The sequence below is a fragment of the Fischerella sp. PCC 9605 genome, assembly GCF_000517105.1.
Taxonomy (GTDB): Bacteria; Cyanobacteriota; Cyanobacteriia; order Cyanobacteriales; family Nostocaceae; genus PCC9605.
Genome location: NZ_ALVT01000034.1, coordinates 270420 through 285197 on the forward strand (window position 1 = coordinate 270420; position 14778 = coordinate 285197).

Here is a 14778-nt window from a genome sequence, read left to right on the forward strand (position 1 = left end):
CTCTGTCGCCTTTATCTACTGGCGATCGCCAAGTCACCCATCCCCGTCAAAGTAGCAATCCCAATAAAAAGTTACGAAGCTGCATCCTGAGTAGTTTCCGCTAAGTTGCTGGGAGCATTGTCGGTGTTTTCTTGGATAGAATCTACTTGTTGTTGGGTTTGGATTGCTACTTCTTCAACAGTATCCTTAGCTTGTTCTTTGGCATCATCAAGATTTTCTGAGTTGATATCTTCTATTGGATTAGAAACTGCGTCCTGAGTAGTTTCCGCTAAGTTGCTGGGAGCATTGTCAGTGTTTTCTTGGTTAGAATCTACTTGTTGTTGGGTTTGGATTGCTACTTCTTCAACAGTATCCTTAGCTTGTTCTTTGGCATCATCAAGATTTTCTGAGTTGATATCTTCTCTTGGATTAGAAACTGCGTCCTGCGTAGTTTCCGCTAAGTTGCTGGGAGCATTGTCAGTGTTTTCTTGGATAGAATCTACTTGTTGTTGGGTTTGGATTGCTACTTCTTCAACAGTATCCTTAGCTTGTTCTATAGCTTCTTTAGCACTGGATTGAAAATTATTGCTGTCTTCTTCAATATTTTCAGCTTTTTTGTCTAATATACCGCTGGTGTTTTCTGCTACATCGCTTGTTTCCTCAATAATGTTTTGTTCTGCATTTTCTTTGAGAATCTCAGCTTTGGTATCGGGTGCGGTTTTGACCAGTTCCGAGGCGTCTGCGTCACTAGCTTGATTTATTCCCTCTTTGTTACCATTCGTCACAGCACCTATTGGAACTTCTTGTTCGGGATTAACAGCCGTTTGTGTCCCAACACAAGCCTGTGTAACAAACAACAAAATTCCTGAAAACAAAACCGTTAAAACTAGCCTGAGTCGCAGTTTTTTCAAGAAAGCTTTTAACCTGTTCATAAACTCCTCCTTTCATTCAGTCTGTAGATTTAGATATAGACTAAACAAAGTGACAAACTCACGACAAAAGCAAAGGAATTATCTAAGTTGAAAATAGGAAACGCTTAACAGCGATCGGGGATTGGGGATTGGGGAAAAGATTTTTATTCCATCGTTGTCGGCGAAAAGCCCGTGGGGGTCTAACTTGAAAACCTACAGCTTTAGGTGCTGTTAATGGATAGTGTCGCTACCCTACTGAGAATAGCCACAACCAAACAGGCAGAGTTACCAGTAATACAATCGCCCCTACTGCTAAGGCAGTGACTGCAAGATCGCGATCTAGATTGAATGTCTCAGCAAGTACCAACGTAGCGAAAGCTGGAGGCATAGCCATTTGTAGCACTATAACCTGTGCTGCTGCACCTGTTATACCGAAAAGCGGTAAAGTACTACCCAAAATCAGAGGCACTAATAGCATTTTGATTCCCAAGCTCATCCCTGCTTGTGGTAAGCTGTGCCAAGAATTGAGCTTGCTCAATCGCATTCCTATTAATAGCAGCGACAATGCTACGGCACTCCAAGCAAATATGTCCAAGTAAAATTCAACCGTGGTAGCAATTACAACCTGACGCAAGAGCAAACCTAAGCCAAAACTCCACAAGGCTGGATTAATTAAAATAGCCTTCACAATCTCTCCACGATTGTGAACACCGCTGCTAAAACGTGCCGCTAGTGCCACACCCAAGCCATAAGCACCCAAAGTTGTACCTAGCAAATCGTAGAATAGCGCCCAAGCAAAGTACTGAGTGCCAACTACTGCTAGTGTAATGGGATAACCCAAGTAACCAGTGTTACCTACCATTGCTGCCAGGAGAAAACTACCCTGAGTTGGTTGTCGAGGAACGGTTTTTGTGAAGAGGACTTGCCATTTCATCCCTATCCAAGCTAAAAGTGCTCCTAGGAAAATGGCTAAGTGAGCGATCGCTGGCGCAATCCAAATCTGCCCCGACAAGTCCGTTTTGCGTAAAAAAGCTACAATGCTGATTGGTACTCCTACCCAAAAAAGGAACTGGGCTAAACGAATGGGAACAGCGGCAGGTAGTTTGCGTCCCAGAATGAATCCTAACAAGACTAGACTTACCAGCTTGACGTATAGTTTTAAGAGGTTTGTCAAAACTACACCCTGAACTAAATATGTAAAATGATACTAATTGCCTTTATTCCTCTCCAGTTTACAATCTGTTATGAATACTCAACAAAAGCAGGAGTGAACCCTTGAACAACGCTGAGTTTTCTAGAAAACCACGAAACTCATCGCCTGCCTCTGGTGAAGATATTCCGGCAGCTTTACGCGATACTCCTGATGTAGCGCCTAATAAGCGAACACGCTTATTCGTTTTTGCGATCGCAGGAGTGGTAGGACTTGCACTGCTGGCTGCGATCGGCGGTATTTTGTTCTCGCTGACTGCACCGAAAAAAAACGCAGATTCTCAGTCTTCCCCAAATAATTCAACGTCTGGCAAAGCTCAAAACAACTCTACAGATCACGTTTTGGGACATATATCTTACCCGGAAGCGCCTGAGTCAGAACTAGCAGCAATTTCCGCAGATGGGCGGCAAAGAATGCGTAAAGCAGCTGCCCAAAAATTTCAGGAAATGTCAGCAGCGGCGCGGAGTGCAGGTGTAATTTTAGTGCCAGTTTCTGGCTTTCGTTCAATCAAAGAACAGGAACAGTTATTTTTTAATATTGGTGCCCAGCGGAATCAAACGCCAGCGCAAAGAGCGTCTCTTAGCGCTCCTCCCGGTCATAGCGAACATCACACGGGTTACGCTGTAGATATCGGAGACGGCACAGCCCCAGCAACAAACTTAACTGAGAATTTTGAAAATACCAAAGCTTTTCAATGGCTACAAGCAAATGCTGCCCGTTTCAGCTTTGAGATGTCCTTCCCTAGAAATAATCCGCAAGGTGTCAGTTATGAACCTTGGCATTGGCGTTTTGTCGGCGATCGCGACAGTTTAGAAACTTTCTACAGAGCCAAAAATATCAAACCAGTTCAGACTCCGCAGTAAGACTAAGAGGATATCTTCATATTTTTCTGCTTAAACTACAAATTTAATTTTTTCTTTATAATTGAGCTTTCAGTACAAAACTTGTTCATCTGTGGGAGGTTCAGGAAATTTCAGGAAGCAGCAGTTAATAGTCACAGAGGATAGGAGTACACTCATCTACCTTAAACCACCGCTTCCTACCACGCGGCAATTTTACTAATACACTACCGGGTTTCCACCAAGAGGAAGGAATAACGACGCCATTACGACCATTGGGGAGTTTGACAAGTGTACCTGGAATAATGGTCATAAAAGTATTCGGAGAATTAGACATATGACAGCGATTTAGAAAACTATTCTTCGAGATCCACGTCGGTTTCTTTTCTAGAGCAAAAAGACTTTGTAGGTATGGCTACCCACAAAAAGCTTACTTAGAAGTCCCAAAAGCAAATTATTAAGTAAATCTAAAGAATGATATAAGTTTAGCTAATCTTGATATTCGTTTTAATGTTTGAAATATTTATTTACAGAACACTAAATATTAAGTGCGATCGCACCAACTTAGTGTCTTAGTGTCTTAGTGTTTCAATCATTCTTCACCACTAAGACACTAAGACACCAAGAAAAATCCATTTCCAAGACTCACACCTTGACAGGGCTAAGTCTTTGCACTTAGGTGCGCGGTATCATTCCTGAATTCTGAATCTAGCTCAACCGCTTCGGTAAGCAGACTGTTACCTTGGTTCCTTGCTCCTCTTGGCTTTCTACCGTCATCTTGCCACCATGCATCTGAACGCAAGCTTTCACAATAGCTAATCCCAAGCCCATTCCAGAAATACTGCCAACGTTACTGGCACGACTGAATAATTGAAACAGGCGGTCTTTGTCCTCAATGGGTATACCAATTCCCTGATCTATGACATTAAAAATAATGTGCGAATCGTTCCCCATCAGGTGAACTTCGATATTGCCACCATTTGGAGAGTATTTGATGGCATTCGACAGTAAATTGACCAGAATTTGCCGCAAAAGTTGCCCATCGCCCCAGAAGCCCTTGGTATTTCCCGTAATCTTAAAAGTTAATTCATGGCGATCGCTCAGAGTCTGGCGTTGTTGTTCAATGATGTCAGAGAAAAATTGCAAAAGCTCAAATGGAAGCGGTCTAAATTTTGCTTTGCCTAATTCAAATTTTTCAATTACCAGCAAATCGTCTATCAATTGAGCCATTTGTCTGGCTTTGTCTTCAATGATCTGCAAAAACTGTTGGTGTTTAGTCTCATCCAGCTTGTCGCCGTGTTGCTTCAAAGTTGTTGCAGCCATCAAAATAGATGCCAAGGGAGTTCGATATTCATGAGAAACTGTTGAGACAAGTTGAGATTTGAAGGCATTGAGTTGCTTTTCGGTTTCTGATACCATCAGAGCTTGGCTAAGTTGTTCAGACTGTTGGATAGCTACCGCCAGATGCTCAGCCAATTGGTTAAAAATCTCTACTTCTTCTGTCCGCCACTGCCGTTGATTTGAACCCTGATGAGCAACTAACAAGCCCCAAATTCTCGCAGATTTTTCTTGGTTATTCAGCAGAACGGGAACAAGCAAATATGCCTGTTGAGTCTTTTTCCGGTTTCGCGCAACGATGATTGAGGCTTTAGCTTTCGCCAGCGTGGTTGCTCCTTCAACTTCTCCAAAACTGGGCTGGTAATTGTCTCTTAAAAAAGACGTAAATAGCTCGATGGCATCAGCAGAACTACTTGAGCCAGCCTCACATAATTTCGTCAAATAAAGTTTGGCGGATTCGCTACTTCTGTTGTCATCAGGATTTGCACCGATCTGGTAAACTACCACGCGATCGCACTCCAGCAGTTGCTGCATTTCCGTCACCGCTGTCTGTACGATCTTCTCCAGGTTTTGTGACTGACGGATGCGTAGGGCAACCGCCGCAGCCAATTGCTGTCGTTCCTGAATTTTACTGAACTGCTTTTGTAAGTGTGACTGCTGGATTGCATTGCGGACGGTTAATTGCAGCACATCTGGTTGTAGATGTTGCTTCACTAGGTAATCCTGAGCGCCTCGTTTCATCGCCTGTACAGCAATACGTTCATCGCCCTGTCCAGTTAACATAATCACGGGAAGCGGTACTGGCAATTTTTGTTGCTTAAGTTCATCTAAGAACTCTAGCCCACTCATATCAGGTAGGCGAAAGTCGAGCAGAATTGCATCGCAGTGTTTTTTCTGGCAGAGTGCTAGACCCAGTTCTGCTGAGGCTGCTTCTAAAATTTGGTAGGACTGGTGAGGATCGCTTAAAAGATATTCACGGTAAACTTCTCGATCCTCCGCACAATCATCCGCAATCAGTAGTGTCCAGACATTTGACATGAGCGGAAAACTGAGAAATCTCTTTCAGGTAAAAAATCGCGACAAATGACAGAGTGATAGAAGTGCAGGCTTCTGTTTTTATACTGTTGATAATAGCAAATCTTTTCAAGAAAAAACGCGAAATTTCTTATCTATAGAGAGTTTCAGGATTTAGACGTTCAGATTTCGGCAGAATATGATATTGGTGGTGTGTTGGCTTCTAGCCAGTAGTCTACAAATGCTTGAACTGTCTTCTCTAATTCACCAGAGTCAAAAGGTTTGATGAGATAACCATTTGCCCCTTTTTGATAACAAAATTCAATGTCTTTGGGGTTTGAAGATGTAGTAAAGACAACTATCGGGATTTCCTTAAATTTTTGGTCTTTCTTGACTTGCTCTAGCACATCGCGACCATCAGTACCCGGCAAATTTAAATCGAGCAAGATCACAGAGGGACGTGGTGCAACATCCGAATTGCAGTAGTCCCCTTCTTGATAAAGAAAGTCTAAAACCTTATCTCCATTTGTACAGCGATAAATGGGATTTTGAACCTCCATTTGCTGCATGATCAGTTGGAATAGCTCAAAATCTTCATCACTATCCTCAGCGATGAGCAGGGGATGATACTGTTTTGTCCTCATCTGGGCGATCGGAGACTAAATTATTATTTCAACTAATATTACAATAATTTGCAAAAATTATAAAAACTTAACATCTCACTAAAGTAAGGTAAAAAGTCGAGCCTTCACCGTAGACAGACTCCACCCAAATTCGTCCGCCGTGACGCTCGATAATCTTTTTGGCGATCGTCAGTCCTGCTCCTGTGCCTCCACCATACAAATGTTGCTCGTGCAGCCGCTTAAACAACCGGAAGATTGTTTCGAGATGCCGTTCGCGAATGCCGATACCGTTATCCCTTACGTAGAGAGTAATTGGAGAGGGGGAAGAAGACGTGGAGAGCATCAGACGCGGTGACGCGGAGAAACTTTTATTTACATTCCCCGTGTCTCCACCTCCCCGTGTCTCCGTGTCCTCCTCATTCCCCGTATCTTCTTCCCTGCCCAGGTAGCCAATCTCAATCCATTGCTCTGCCTTATCGTTATACTTGCAGGCATTGCTGAGTAAGTTCATAAACACTTCACCCACGAGGATAGGGTCGCAGCAAACGATGGGCAACGGACGCGGAATACGAATGTCAGGTTGAACGCCTTGAAGACTGATACGCAGATCCTCAAGCACTCGATTTACTAATTCGTTGAGATCCGTAGGTTGTAGATGTAGTTGCGCTTGTCCCAGCCGCGAGAACTTAAGCAGGGCATCGATGAGCGATTCCATGCGACGGGTTAGACGAACTAAAGTTTGCAGGCGGGATTTACCTACGTCGTCTAGTATTTCCCCATACCCCTTCAATAAAAGCGCCGAGAAATTATGAATGCCGCGTAAGGGTTCCTTGAGGTCGTGCGAAGCGGCATAAGCAAAGGAATCTAGTTCTTGGTTGATCTGGGCTAATTCATCTGCTTTGTTAAGGACAATACCAACAATAGCGCTCCTGAGATCTAGTGCATTCTCCAATTCACACGCTTTCCAAGGGAGCGAGGTGCAACGAACAATTTCTTGCCATCGTTCAAACGATTTGCGGGGAGACAGGGTGACACTACCATCTGCCCCAACCGTAATAGAGGCATTCGGATCGCCTGCCCAGTTCAATGTTTGCAGGATCTCCGGACGAAACCAGAGGATGTAATATCGTCTAACTTTGGAAATTCGCAGTAGCAGCAAGCCACTAGCAACATCTTTAAATTTTTCAGCCTCTGGGTAAAGTTTGGGCAGCGAATCGGTATGAAAAAGAGAGTCATTGACTTGCGTATCTGCCCACTCGATCAAGGTACGCACCTGCTCAAGGGTTGGCGTTGCGCCAACTAATGTGATTTCCTCCTCCAAACAAACGGCAGATCCTTGTGCACTCACCAAGTCCAGTAAGCGAGGGGCTGGATTCACCAGGGCTTCTTTCAGATCGTCGACTTGAGAAATTGATTCCACAAACTCTGATTGCAAAGACCTGAGTTTGACAATGTAATCCAATTCTGCGTAATTGACTTTACTAGCTAATTCTGATGACACGAACTGCCCCAGCAACTCGCAACCTTCCCGAATTTCGTAAGGGATATACTTAGGTGTCTGATGATGGCAAGCTATTAATCCCCAAAGTTGGCGATCGCGGATCAAGGCGATGACCAAGATGGCTGCTACACCCATGTTTTGGTGGTATTCCACACAACAAGGATCAACTCCTCTGATTACCGTCAGGCTGAGGTCGAGCGGTTGTTGCGTAACTGGGTTTTCTGCTGGAACCAGACCGATCGCTGGCGTGGTCAAATCGGGAATAAATCGCAGCAATCCACGTGCGTATAATTCCCTAACTGGCTGTGGAATATCTGTGGCGGGATAGTGCAACCCCAGATAGGTTTGTAAGTCGTCCCGTTTCGCCTCTGCAATCACTTCTCCTGCCCCTTGCGAGTCAAATTGATAGACCATAACCCGGTCAAAGCCTGTGAGTTTGCGAACTGCTTGTGTTGCTAACTGGAAAAATTCACGCTGATTGGATACCTGTTGCAGTTGGGCGATCGCTCGTTTCACCAAAGCAGGAACACTAAAGAAACTCACGTCCGTCTGTTGGCTTTGTTCCAGTTCCAAAATGATCGTATTTCCGGTTCGATGAACTATACCGTTGAAGCATCTCTCACCTACTGAGGTGCAGATAGACAGTTTCAGGGGAATAACGTTGTCAACGTCCTCCAAGTTCTGCCGAAAAGCTGCAACGAATTGGGCATCTAGTAGAGTATCAAGGGATTGACCGAGCAAATTCTGGGGCTGAATGCTGAAGTAATCCTGAGTGTTGGCACTTACTTGCAGGATTGTTAGCTCAGGGTACGACAGCGCTAGCAGGATGCCATGCGGCTGAATCGAACCTGAAAAATGAACAGGTTCACAATTGTCATTAACTGAATTTGGAATTTGGAAATTGCTGGATTCAGACCCACTCATGGCTGAACTTTTTGGATAACTGGGGACTGGTAACTAGGGATTGGGGTATAGGGCAATGGGCAAGAGGCATAGGAAAAACAAGAGCGGGAAGGGGAAAGGGGGAAAGGTGAAAGGTTAATAAATTCCTTTACCCTTTTCCCTTTAACCTTTCCCAATTCCCGATGCCCAATTCCCAGTCCCGCACTTAATTAAGCAATTGCTCTCATTAGTATTACAGTTTCTTGAATAATATTTCGATGAGTTAAGAGCAATCAAGTAAATCTAAAGAAAAAATTAAATTATTCTGCAAATAGACAGATGCAATGTGATCCTGTTCAATAGAATATAAAGAAAATATTAAATACTCTGAGGAATAGGGCAATGCTGATTAACTCCTCAATGCTGCGTTTAACCTGGGCTGTGATTGAAGAAACCGCAAGCTCTGAACTGCTGACTCTCACAGATACAGCGTTAATCAAGCTGATACTACAGCAAATAGCCACTAAGATTTTGCTTAGCGGTGAAGAAGTCTGTGCATTGTATAGCTACATTGGGTCGAAAACAGCACTGATCCGCGATATGGCTGAATCCCGCCTTGCCGCCTGATACTCATGTCAGCTTCACTTTTTTCCTCTGCGTTGGCAGCAAAATCTTAAGAAATAATAAAAAAAGGCATGGTAACTTTATTTCCAATTGCTGAACTTTTTCAAGTCCAGCGAGAATTACTCTGCTTGCAGTAAGTCACGAATAGGTGCGATCGCTATTCGTCTAGCCCGACATTATTGCTGAATACGTCGTCCCATAATGATTAAATCGCGTTCTACACCGTCAAGTTCTGCAACCTTGGGTAAGTAGCCCCAATTTTCAAAGCCAAATTTTTCAAAGAGCTTTAAACTGGGCTGATTATGGGCAAAAATGAAGCATACTAGATTTTTGAAACCTAAATTCGGACTTTGGCTAATTGCCTGGGCAAGCAGCCGCTTTCCCAAACCATGCCGATGATATTTTGGAGCAATGTAAACACTAACTTCAGCAGTAGCATGATAGGCTGGTCGTCCATAAAAGGGTTGTAAACTCAGCCATCCAACCACCATACTCTCTATTTCAATTACCCAAAGTGGGCTTTTCGAGGGCGATCGCGCAGCAAACCAAGCCAACCGACTTTCCACAGACACAGGTTCTAAATCAGCAGTTGCCATGCGGCTGGGAATTGCAGCATTATAAATTGCCACAATTTTTGGCAAGTCAGCTTCAACGGCATGGCGGATAGTCATTGCTATTCCCAGAACAAATCGGAAAATATTAAAAAATCATACAGCGATCTTGGTAGTCATTTCTTCTCTATCTTGAAAATAGGGGAAAGGGGAAAAGGGAAAGGTTAAGGGGGAAAGGAAAGATTTAAGTAGTTGGGCAAAATTAAATTCATTCGTGGAGACAGGGAACAGGTAACGGGGAATGCTTAACAGGAAAACAATGTGTGTAATTAATTCTGTCTGAGTACTTATTTTCATCCGTTTGGTGTGTGATGAAATCGCATGGGCGTCTGGCTTGATATAGTTGGCGATCGCTTACTGATTGCAGAATTGCACAAGTTCATTGAAATTGAGACTAGATTCTACTTAGTTTCTATTCAAGCGATGATTTGACAATTCAAACTGTTGAGTTAACAAACTGCGATCGCATCTGTAATTTCAATCATGGAGAATTGCCATGAATTCCAAAAAAAAGTATATTTCAATACTTACAGGTGCGACTAAGTATAGTAAGGCTAAAAAACTAGACTATCTAAAAAATTTATTTTTAATCCACATAAATTAGGTCTAGCAGAAGCCTGCTAGACCTAAGAATATTTAGTAGCGCGATCGCAATTAAAATAGCGTTTCGCAACACGCACAGTAAATAGATGGGAGTAATTACAAATAAGAGTGGACATTAACACACTACTAATCCGTTCATCTGCTTCAGAAGTTCAAGATTAGGTGCTCACTTAGTAAAGAGAAAACAGTGCAACTATAGTACAAACTACCCAACCTTCTTTGAAAGCGAATCTGAAGCTCCGAACAGTTGTAGTGTTGGACTCTAGCAGGAGGCACAAGCTTTTGTCCGCAGAGTTAGGAGTCTTAACGTGTGCCTGTCGTTAAGTATGATTTGCTTCTATATGATTAAGATTACCAACTTTTCATCAAAAGTCAAGCAAATTATTAAGATAATCTTAAAAAATATGTTGATTTTTATTTTTAGTGGTAATGCGCTATACATACACGTTAGGACATTGTTTGAAAGCAGCATCGACACAATCACGAAAGCTATCAAATTCATCCCACCGTTGCCGCGATGGTACAAGCCCCCAGATTTATCTGTGGAGTCAATCCACGCATCCAAAATCGGATGACGCCAAAGAAGGTATTTACGAACAACAATGAATTAGCCCTACCTTCTCCCTTAGCCCTCTTTGTGCCCCCTTGAAATAGCCTCCAGCAGCTAGCAATTCTCTGCAACTGGAAATGCAGTATTTCAGGAATATAGAAGTCCAACCAGAACTTTAGCTCCTGGATCTTGCGATGAATTCTCATCTTCTGCCTGTTAAGGTTGCTCGAAGTGGCTGAAATTAAGGCTTCTCTCACCCCAAGTTCTATTTACCGATTGAAAAATTAAAAAAAATTAAATCGCATTTTCTATCAGAAAAAAGTGATATGTTGAATACAGAATTCAATTTCGCAATTTTCTGAAGTAGAGTCCGTAACCTGTTCCTGATTTCCAAAAGTAAAAACTGCGCCAAAATAGATGCTCTGGGCTATTTGAGAAGGGCCTTTGAGTACAATGCTGTGCAAGCTTAAAAGAATGCAAATCGAGTTAAAACCATTGCTAGAACTGGGTTTCATCTGAGTACAAAAACACTTGCCCCCTTCTCCATAAATACTTGTACTTCCACCCTAAAATACTAGTACCCCTACCCAAAAAAAAATTTCCAATTCTCTTAATGCTTTGGAAATCTGGATTTCATATTTTGAGTACAAACTTAATAAATCTAATAAATCTTATCCTGGTTGTAGGCTACAGTCTATTTCCGGAGGCTGATATAAAACATATATCGCCAATCACTTGACGCACTAATCAAGGAGCGATAAGTGAGTGGAGAAATAAGATAGCACCATGCCCCTGTGAAATCGTAGACGTATAACGTCTACTCTACGAGAAGGGCTACGCTCTACGGTGTAGGGTAGCCACGGCTGTAGGCGCTGTCTTCCACCCACATTTTGTGCAGACACACACCAGCCCTTGAAAATTTGGGTTTATAGCCTACCCCAAACCCCAGTAGGCAGCGCTCAAAACAGACGCGGCTTCCATTACCATTACTGCCAAGGCGGTTATGGAGAGACAGCGACTCTTGAAAACATCATCGAGGCGATCGCAGATTGTAAAGCGGTATTTGTTGCCAAGATTGGTGATTGTCCCAAAGAAAAATTGTACGCAGCTGACATACAAACCGTTGAAACTTATGACGTAATTGACAAGGTTGCTTTGGAGTATTACCAGCAATACGTACAGAAATTATGAATGATGAATTATGAATTGTTTTTTCATAATTCATAATTCATCATTCTCTTCATTACCCAGCACTCATTACTCATTACCCACTACCCAAGCCTCAATCTGCCCTCTATGGAGAATAGTCATGGCTTACCAAATAACCAGCGAGTGCATTTCCTGTAATCTCTGTCAATCTGTATGTCCCACCGGTGCAATCAAAATAGATGGCGATCGCCCCTGGATCGATCCTGAACTTTGCACAAACTGTGTTGGTAGTATTCATACCGTACCTCAGTGCAAAGCTGGTTGTCCTACATCCAATGGTTGCGTAAAAGTGCCCGCCGATTATTGGGAAAGCTGGTTTAACACTTATTACCATTTGGTAGCAAAATTAACAAAAAAACAAGATTATTGGGAGAATTGGTTTAACTTCTATTCAGAGAAATTCTCCGAACAATTGCAGAAACGTCAGCACCAAGTTGCCTGTTAGTTAATGGTTAGTGGTGAGGCAGCGCGGTCTTGGGGAGGCAGTGCGGTCTTGGGGAGGCGCGGGTGCGGAACCTGCGTCCGCACATAGAGCGCCGTGGTTCCCCCCATGAGCACCTGCCGTGGTTTCCCCCATGAGCGACTGCCGAACCCGTAGACGCGCAGCGGCTTCTCGTAGAGTAGGGTTAGTAGTTAGTAGTAATTTTTGACCACTAACTACTAACAACAAGTAACAAAAATTTAAATAGAATTGGAAGCAATGCAGAAAAATTGTATTTATCTAGACAATAATGCCACCACCAAAGTAGACCCAGAAGTTGTAGAGGCGATGCTGCCTTACTTGACGGATTATTACGGTAATCCCTCCAGTATGCACAGCTTTGGTGGGCAAGTTAAGAAAGCAGTTAATCAAGCACAGGAACAAGTTGCAGCCCTCCTTGGTGCTGACGAATCAGAAATTATCTTTACCAGTGGTGGTACAGAAGGAGATAATGCCGCCATTCGGGCTGCACTATTGGCGCAACCAGACAAGCGACACATCATCACTACCCAAGTAGAACACCCAGCAGTGCTAAGTCTCTGCAAACAGCTGGAAAAACAAGGTTACAGCATTACCTACTTGTCAGTGAATCACGAGGGACAGTTGGATCTGAATGAACTGGAAGCCTCACTGACAGGTAACACTGCCTTGGTGACGATCATGTATGCCAACAATGAAACTGGCGTGGTTTTCCCAATCGAGCAAATTGGCGTACGAGTCAAAGAACACGGTGCTCTTTTCCACGTAGATGCGGTGCAAGCAGTCGGTAAAATTCCGATGAACATGAAGACTAGCACCATTGATATGTTAACCATGTCTGGTCATAAAATTCATGCACCCAAAGGAATTGGTGCTTTGTACGTGCGGCGCGGTGTGAGATTTCGCCCCATGCTTATTGGTGGCGGACAGCAACGCGGTAGAAGGGCGGGAACAGAGAATGTTCCAGGAGTCGTTGCCCTTGGCAAAGCTGCTGAATTAGAATTACTACATTTAGAAGAAGCAACCGCCAGAGAAAGAAAACTGCGCGATCGCTTAGAACAAACTATTATTGCAACTATTCCCGATTGCCAAGTCAACGGTCATTCTACGCAGAGATTGCCCAACACCACCAATATTGGCTTCAAGTATATTGAAGGTGAAGCAATTCTCTACTTGCTCAATCAATACGGTATCTGTGCCTCATCCGGTTCAGCGTGTAGTTCTGGCTCTTTGGAACCTTCCCACGTTTTGCGGGCAATGGGTTTACCATACACAATCTTGCACGGTTCCATTCGCTTCAGCCTTTGTCGTTACACCACAGACGCCGAAATTGATACTGTGCTAGCAGTAATGCCCGGTATTGTCGAACGCCTACGCGCCCTCTCACCCTTCAAGAATGATGAAGCAAGTTGGCTGCAAGAACGGTCAATGGTCATTAGTCATTAGTCATTGGTAAATAACAAAGGACAAGTGACAAAGGACAAATGACAAAGAACAAAGGACAAAAATAATGTGGGACTATACAGATAAAGTATTGGAGCTATTCTACAATCCCAAATATCAGGGAGTAATTGAAGACAAGGGTGAAGCAGGTGTTAAAGTTGCCGTTGGTGAAGTAGGCAGCATTGCTTGTGGAGATGCCCTGAGACTGCATCTTAAAGTTGAGGAAGATACAGAGAAAATTCTTGATGCTCGTTTTCAAACTTTTGGTTGTACTAGTGCGATCGCTTCATCTGAAGCTCTGGTAGAACTAATTAAGGGTAAAACTTTAGATGAAGCCCTGAGAGTTACTAATAAAGAGATTGCCAATTACCTGGGCGGGTTGCCAGAAGCAAAGATGCACTGCTCGGTAATGGGACAAGAAGCATTAGAAGCAGCTATTTATAATTACCGAGGTATACCTCTAGATGTTCATAAAGATGATGACGAAGGGGCGCTAGTTTGCACTTGCTTTGGCATCAGTGACGCAAAAATCCGGCGCGTGATTGTTGAAAACAACCTCACCACCGCTGAAGAAGTCACAAATTATGTGAAAGCGGGTGGTGGCTGCGGTTCGTGTTTGGCAACTATCGATGATATTATTGCGTCCGTGCAAAAAGAATCTGCTACCCCTGTAAGTACTTCTGCTAATCACAGTAATGAGCGTTCATCTGTAAAACCGCTGACCCCAGTGCAAAAAATTGCACTGATACAAAAAGTATTAGATGAAGAAGTCAGACCCGTTTTGATTGCCGACGGGGGAGACGTAGAACTGTTCGACGTCGAAGGCGATCGTATCAAAGTAGTACTGCAAGGTGCTTGCGGTTCGTGTTCTAGCAGCACGGCGACATTAAAGATTGCGATTGAATCTAGATTGCGCGATCGCGTCAGCAAAGACCTTGTAGTTGAAGCAGTTTAGTTATTAGTTCTTGGTTGGTTGTTGGT

At 43.4% G+C, this 14778-nt stretch carries 13 protein-coding genes; 6 read left to right on the forward strand and 7 right to left on the reverse strand.

Annotated elements, in window-relative coordinates:
- Nucleotides 1-71 precede the first annotated feature (71 nt).
- Both FIS9605_RS0101675 and FIS9605_RS0101680 read right to left on the reverse strand, forming a co-directional pair.
- Nucleotides 72-911, reverse strand: coding sequence for a DUF6658 family protein (locus FIS9605_RS0101675; protein ID WP_026731039.1), 840 nt, complete (start codon nucleotides 909-911; stop codon nucleotides 72-74).
- A gap of 226 nt (nucleotides 912-1137) precedes the next feature.
- Entirely contained in the window at nucleotides 1138-2064 is a 927-nt protein-coding gene (locus FIS9605_RS0101680; RefSeq protein ID WP_026731040.1) for an AEC family transporter, read from the reverse strand.
- Nucleotides 2065-2165: 101 nt separating this feature from the next.
- Here FIS9605_RS0101680 and FIS9605_RS0101685 point away from each other — a divergent pair, with 101 nt between their 5' ends.
- A complete protein-coding gene (locus FIS9605_RS0101685; protein ID WP_026731041.1) occupies nucleotides 2166-2963 on the forward strand; it encodes a M15 family metallopeptidase in 798 nt (265 codons plus the stop codon).
- Nucleotides 2964-3087: 124 nt separating this feature from the next.
- Here the strand turns inward: FIS9605_RS0101685 and FIS9605_RS43780 are convergent, their stop codons facing one another.
- From FIS9605_RS43780 to FIS9605_RS0101700, 4 genes are all read right to left on the reverse strand, one after another.
- Nucleotides 3088-3252: a hypothetical protein gene (locus FIS9605_RS43780; RefSeq protein WP_197035981.1), complete on the reverse strand. Its 165-nt coding sequence runs from the start codon at nucleotides 3250-3252 to the stop codon at nucleotides 3088-3090.
- Nucleotides 3253-3647: 395 nt separating this feature from the next.
- Nucleotides 3648-5315, reverse strand: coding sequence for a hybrid sensor histidine kinase/response regulator (locus FIS9605_RS0101690; protein ID WP_026731042.1), 1668 nt, complete (start codon nucleotides 5313-5315; stop codon nucleotides 3648-3650).
- A 158-nt stretch (nucleotides 5316-5473) separates the two neighbouring features.
- The gene (locus FIS9605_RS0101695) at nucleotides 5474-5935 is read right to left on the reverse strand and encodes a response regulator (protein ID WP_026731043.1); all 462 of its coding nucleotides are present in this window, start codon (nucleotides 5933-5935) and stop codon (nucleotides 5474-5476) included.
- A gap of 67 nt (nucleotides 5936-6002) precedes the next feature.
- Nucleotides 6003-8339: an ATP-binding protein gene (locus FIS9605_RS0101700; protein ID WP_051469898.1), complete on the reverse strand. Its 2337-nt coding sequence runs from the start codon at nucleotides 8337-8339 to the stop codon at nucleotides 6003-6005.
- Nucleotides 8340-8699: 360 nt separating this feature from the next.
- Between FIS9605_RS0101700 and FIS9605_RS0101705 the strand changes: the two genes are divergently transcribed.
- Nucleotides 8700-8924 carry a hypothetical protein gene (locus FIS9605_RS0101705; protein ID WP_231510200.1) on the forward strand — a complete coding sequence of 75 codons (225 nt, stop codon included), beginning with the start codon at nucleotides 8700-8702 and terminating at the stop codon, nucleotides 8922-8924.
- A 173-nt stretch (nucleotides 8925-9097) separates the two neighbouring features.
- Here FIS9605_RS0101705 and FIS9605_RS0101710 read toward each other — a convergent pair whose 3' ends face one another.
- Entirely contained in the window at nucleotides 9098-9592 is a 495-nt protein-coding gene (locus FIS9605_RS0101710) for a GNAT family N-acetyltransferase (protein ID WP_026731046.1), read from the reverse strand.
- A 2005-nt stretch (nucleotides 9593-11597) separates the two neighbouring features.
- On the opposite strand from FIS9605_RS0101710, the gene FIS9605_RS0101730 reads away from it, so the two are divergent.
- The 4 genes from FIS9605_RS0101730 to nifU all read left to right on the forward strand — a co-directional run bounded on the left by FIS9605_RS0101730 (nucleotide 11598) and on the right by nifU (nucleotide 14752).
- Nucleotides 11598-11876 (forward strand): NifB/NifX family molybdenum-iron cluster-binding protein, encoded by a 279-nt coding sequence (locus FIS9605_RS0101730; protein WP_026731049.1) that lies wholly within the window; start codon nucleotides 11598-11600, stop codon nucleotides 11874-11876.
- 118 nt (nucleotides 11877-11994) lie between these two features.
- Nucleotides 11995-12339 carry a 4Fe-4S binding protein gene (locus FIS9605_RS0101735; protein ID WP_026731050.1) on the forward strand — a complete coding sequence of 115 codons (345 nt, stop codon included), beginning with the start codon at nucleotides 11995-11997 and terminating at the stop codon, nucleotides 12337-12339.
- Between the two features lie 255 nt (nucleotides 12340-12594).
- Nucleotides 12595-13800 (forward strand): cysteine desulfurase NifS, encoded by a 1206-nt coding sequence (nifS, locus tag FIS9605_RS0101740; protein WP_026731051.1) that lies wholly within the window; start codon nucleotides 12595-12597, stop codon nucleotides 13798-13800.
- Between the two features lie 64 nt (nucleotides 13801-13864).
- Nucleotides 13865-14752: a Fe-S cluster assembly protein NifU gene (gene nifU / locus FIS9605_RS0101745; protein ID WP_026731052.1), complete on the forward strand. Its 888-nt coding sequence runs from the start codon at nucleotides 13865-13867 to the stop codon at nucleotides 14750-14752.
- Nucleotides 14753-14778 lie beyond the last annotated feature (26 nt).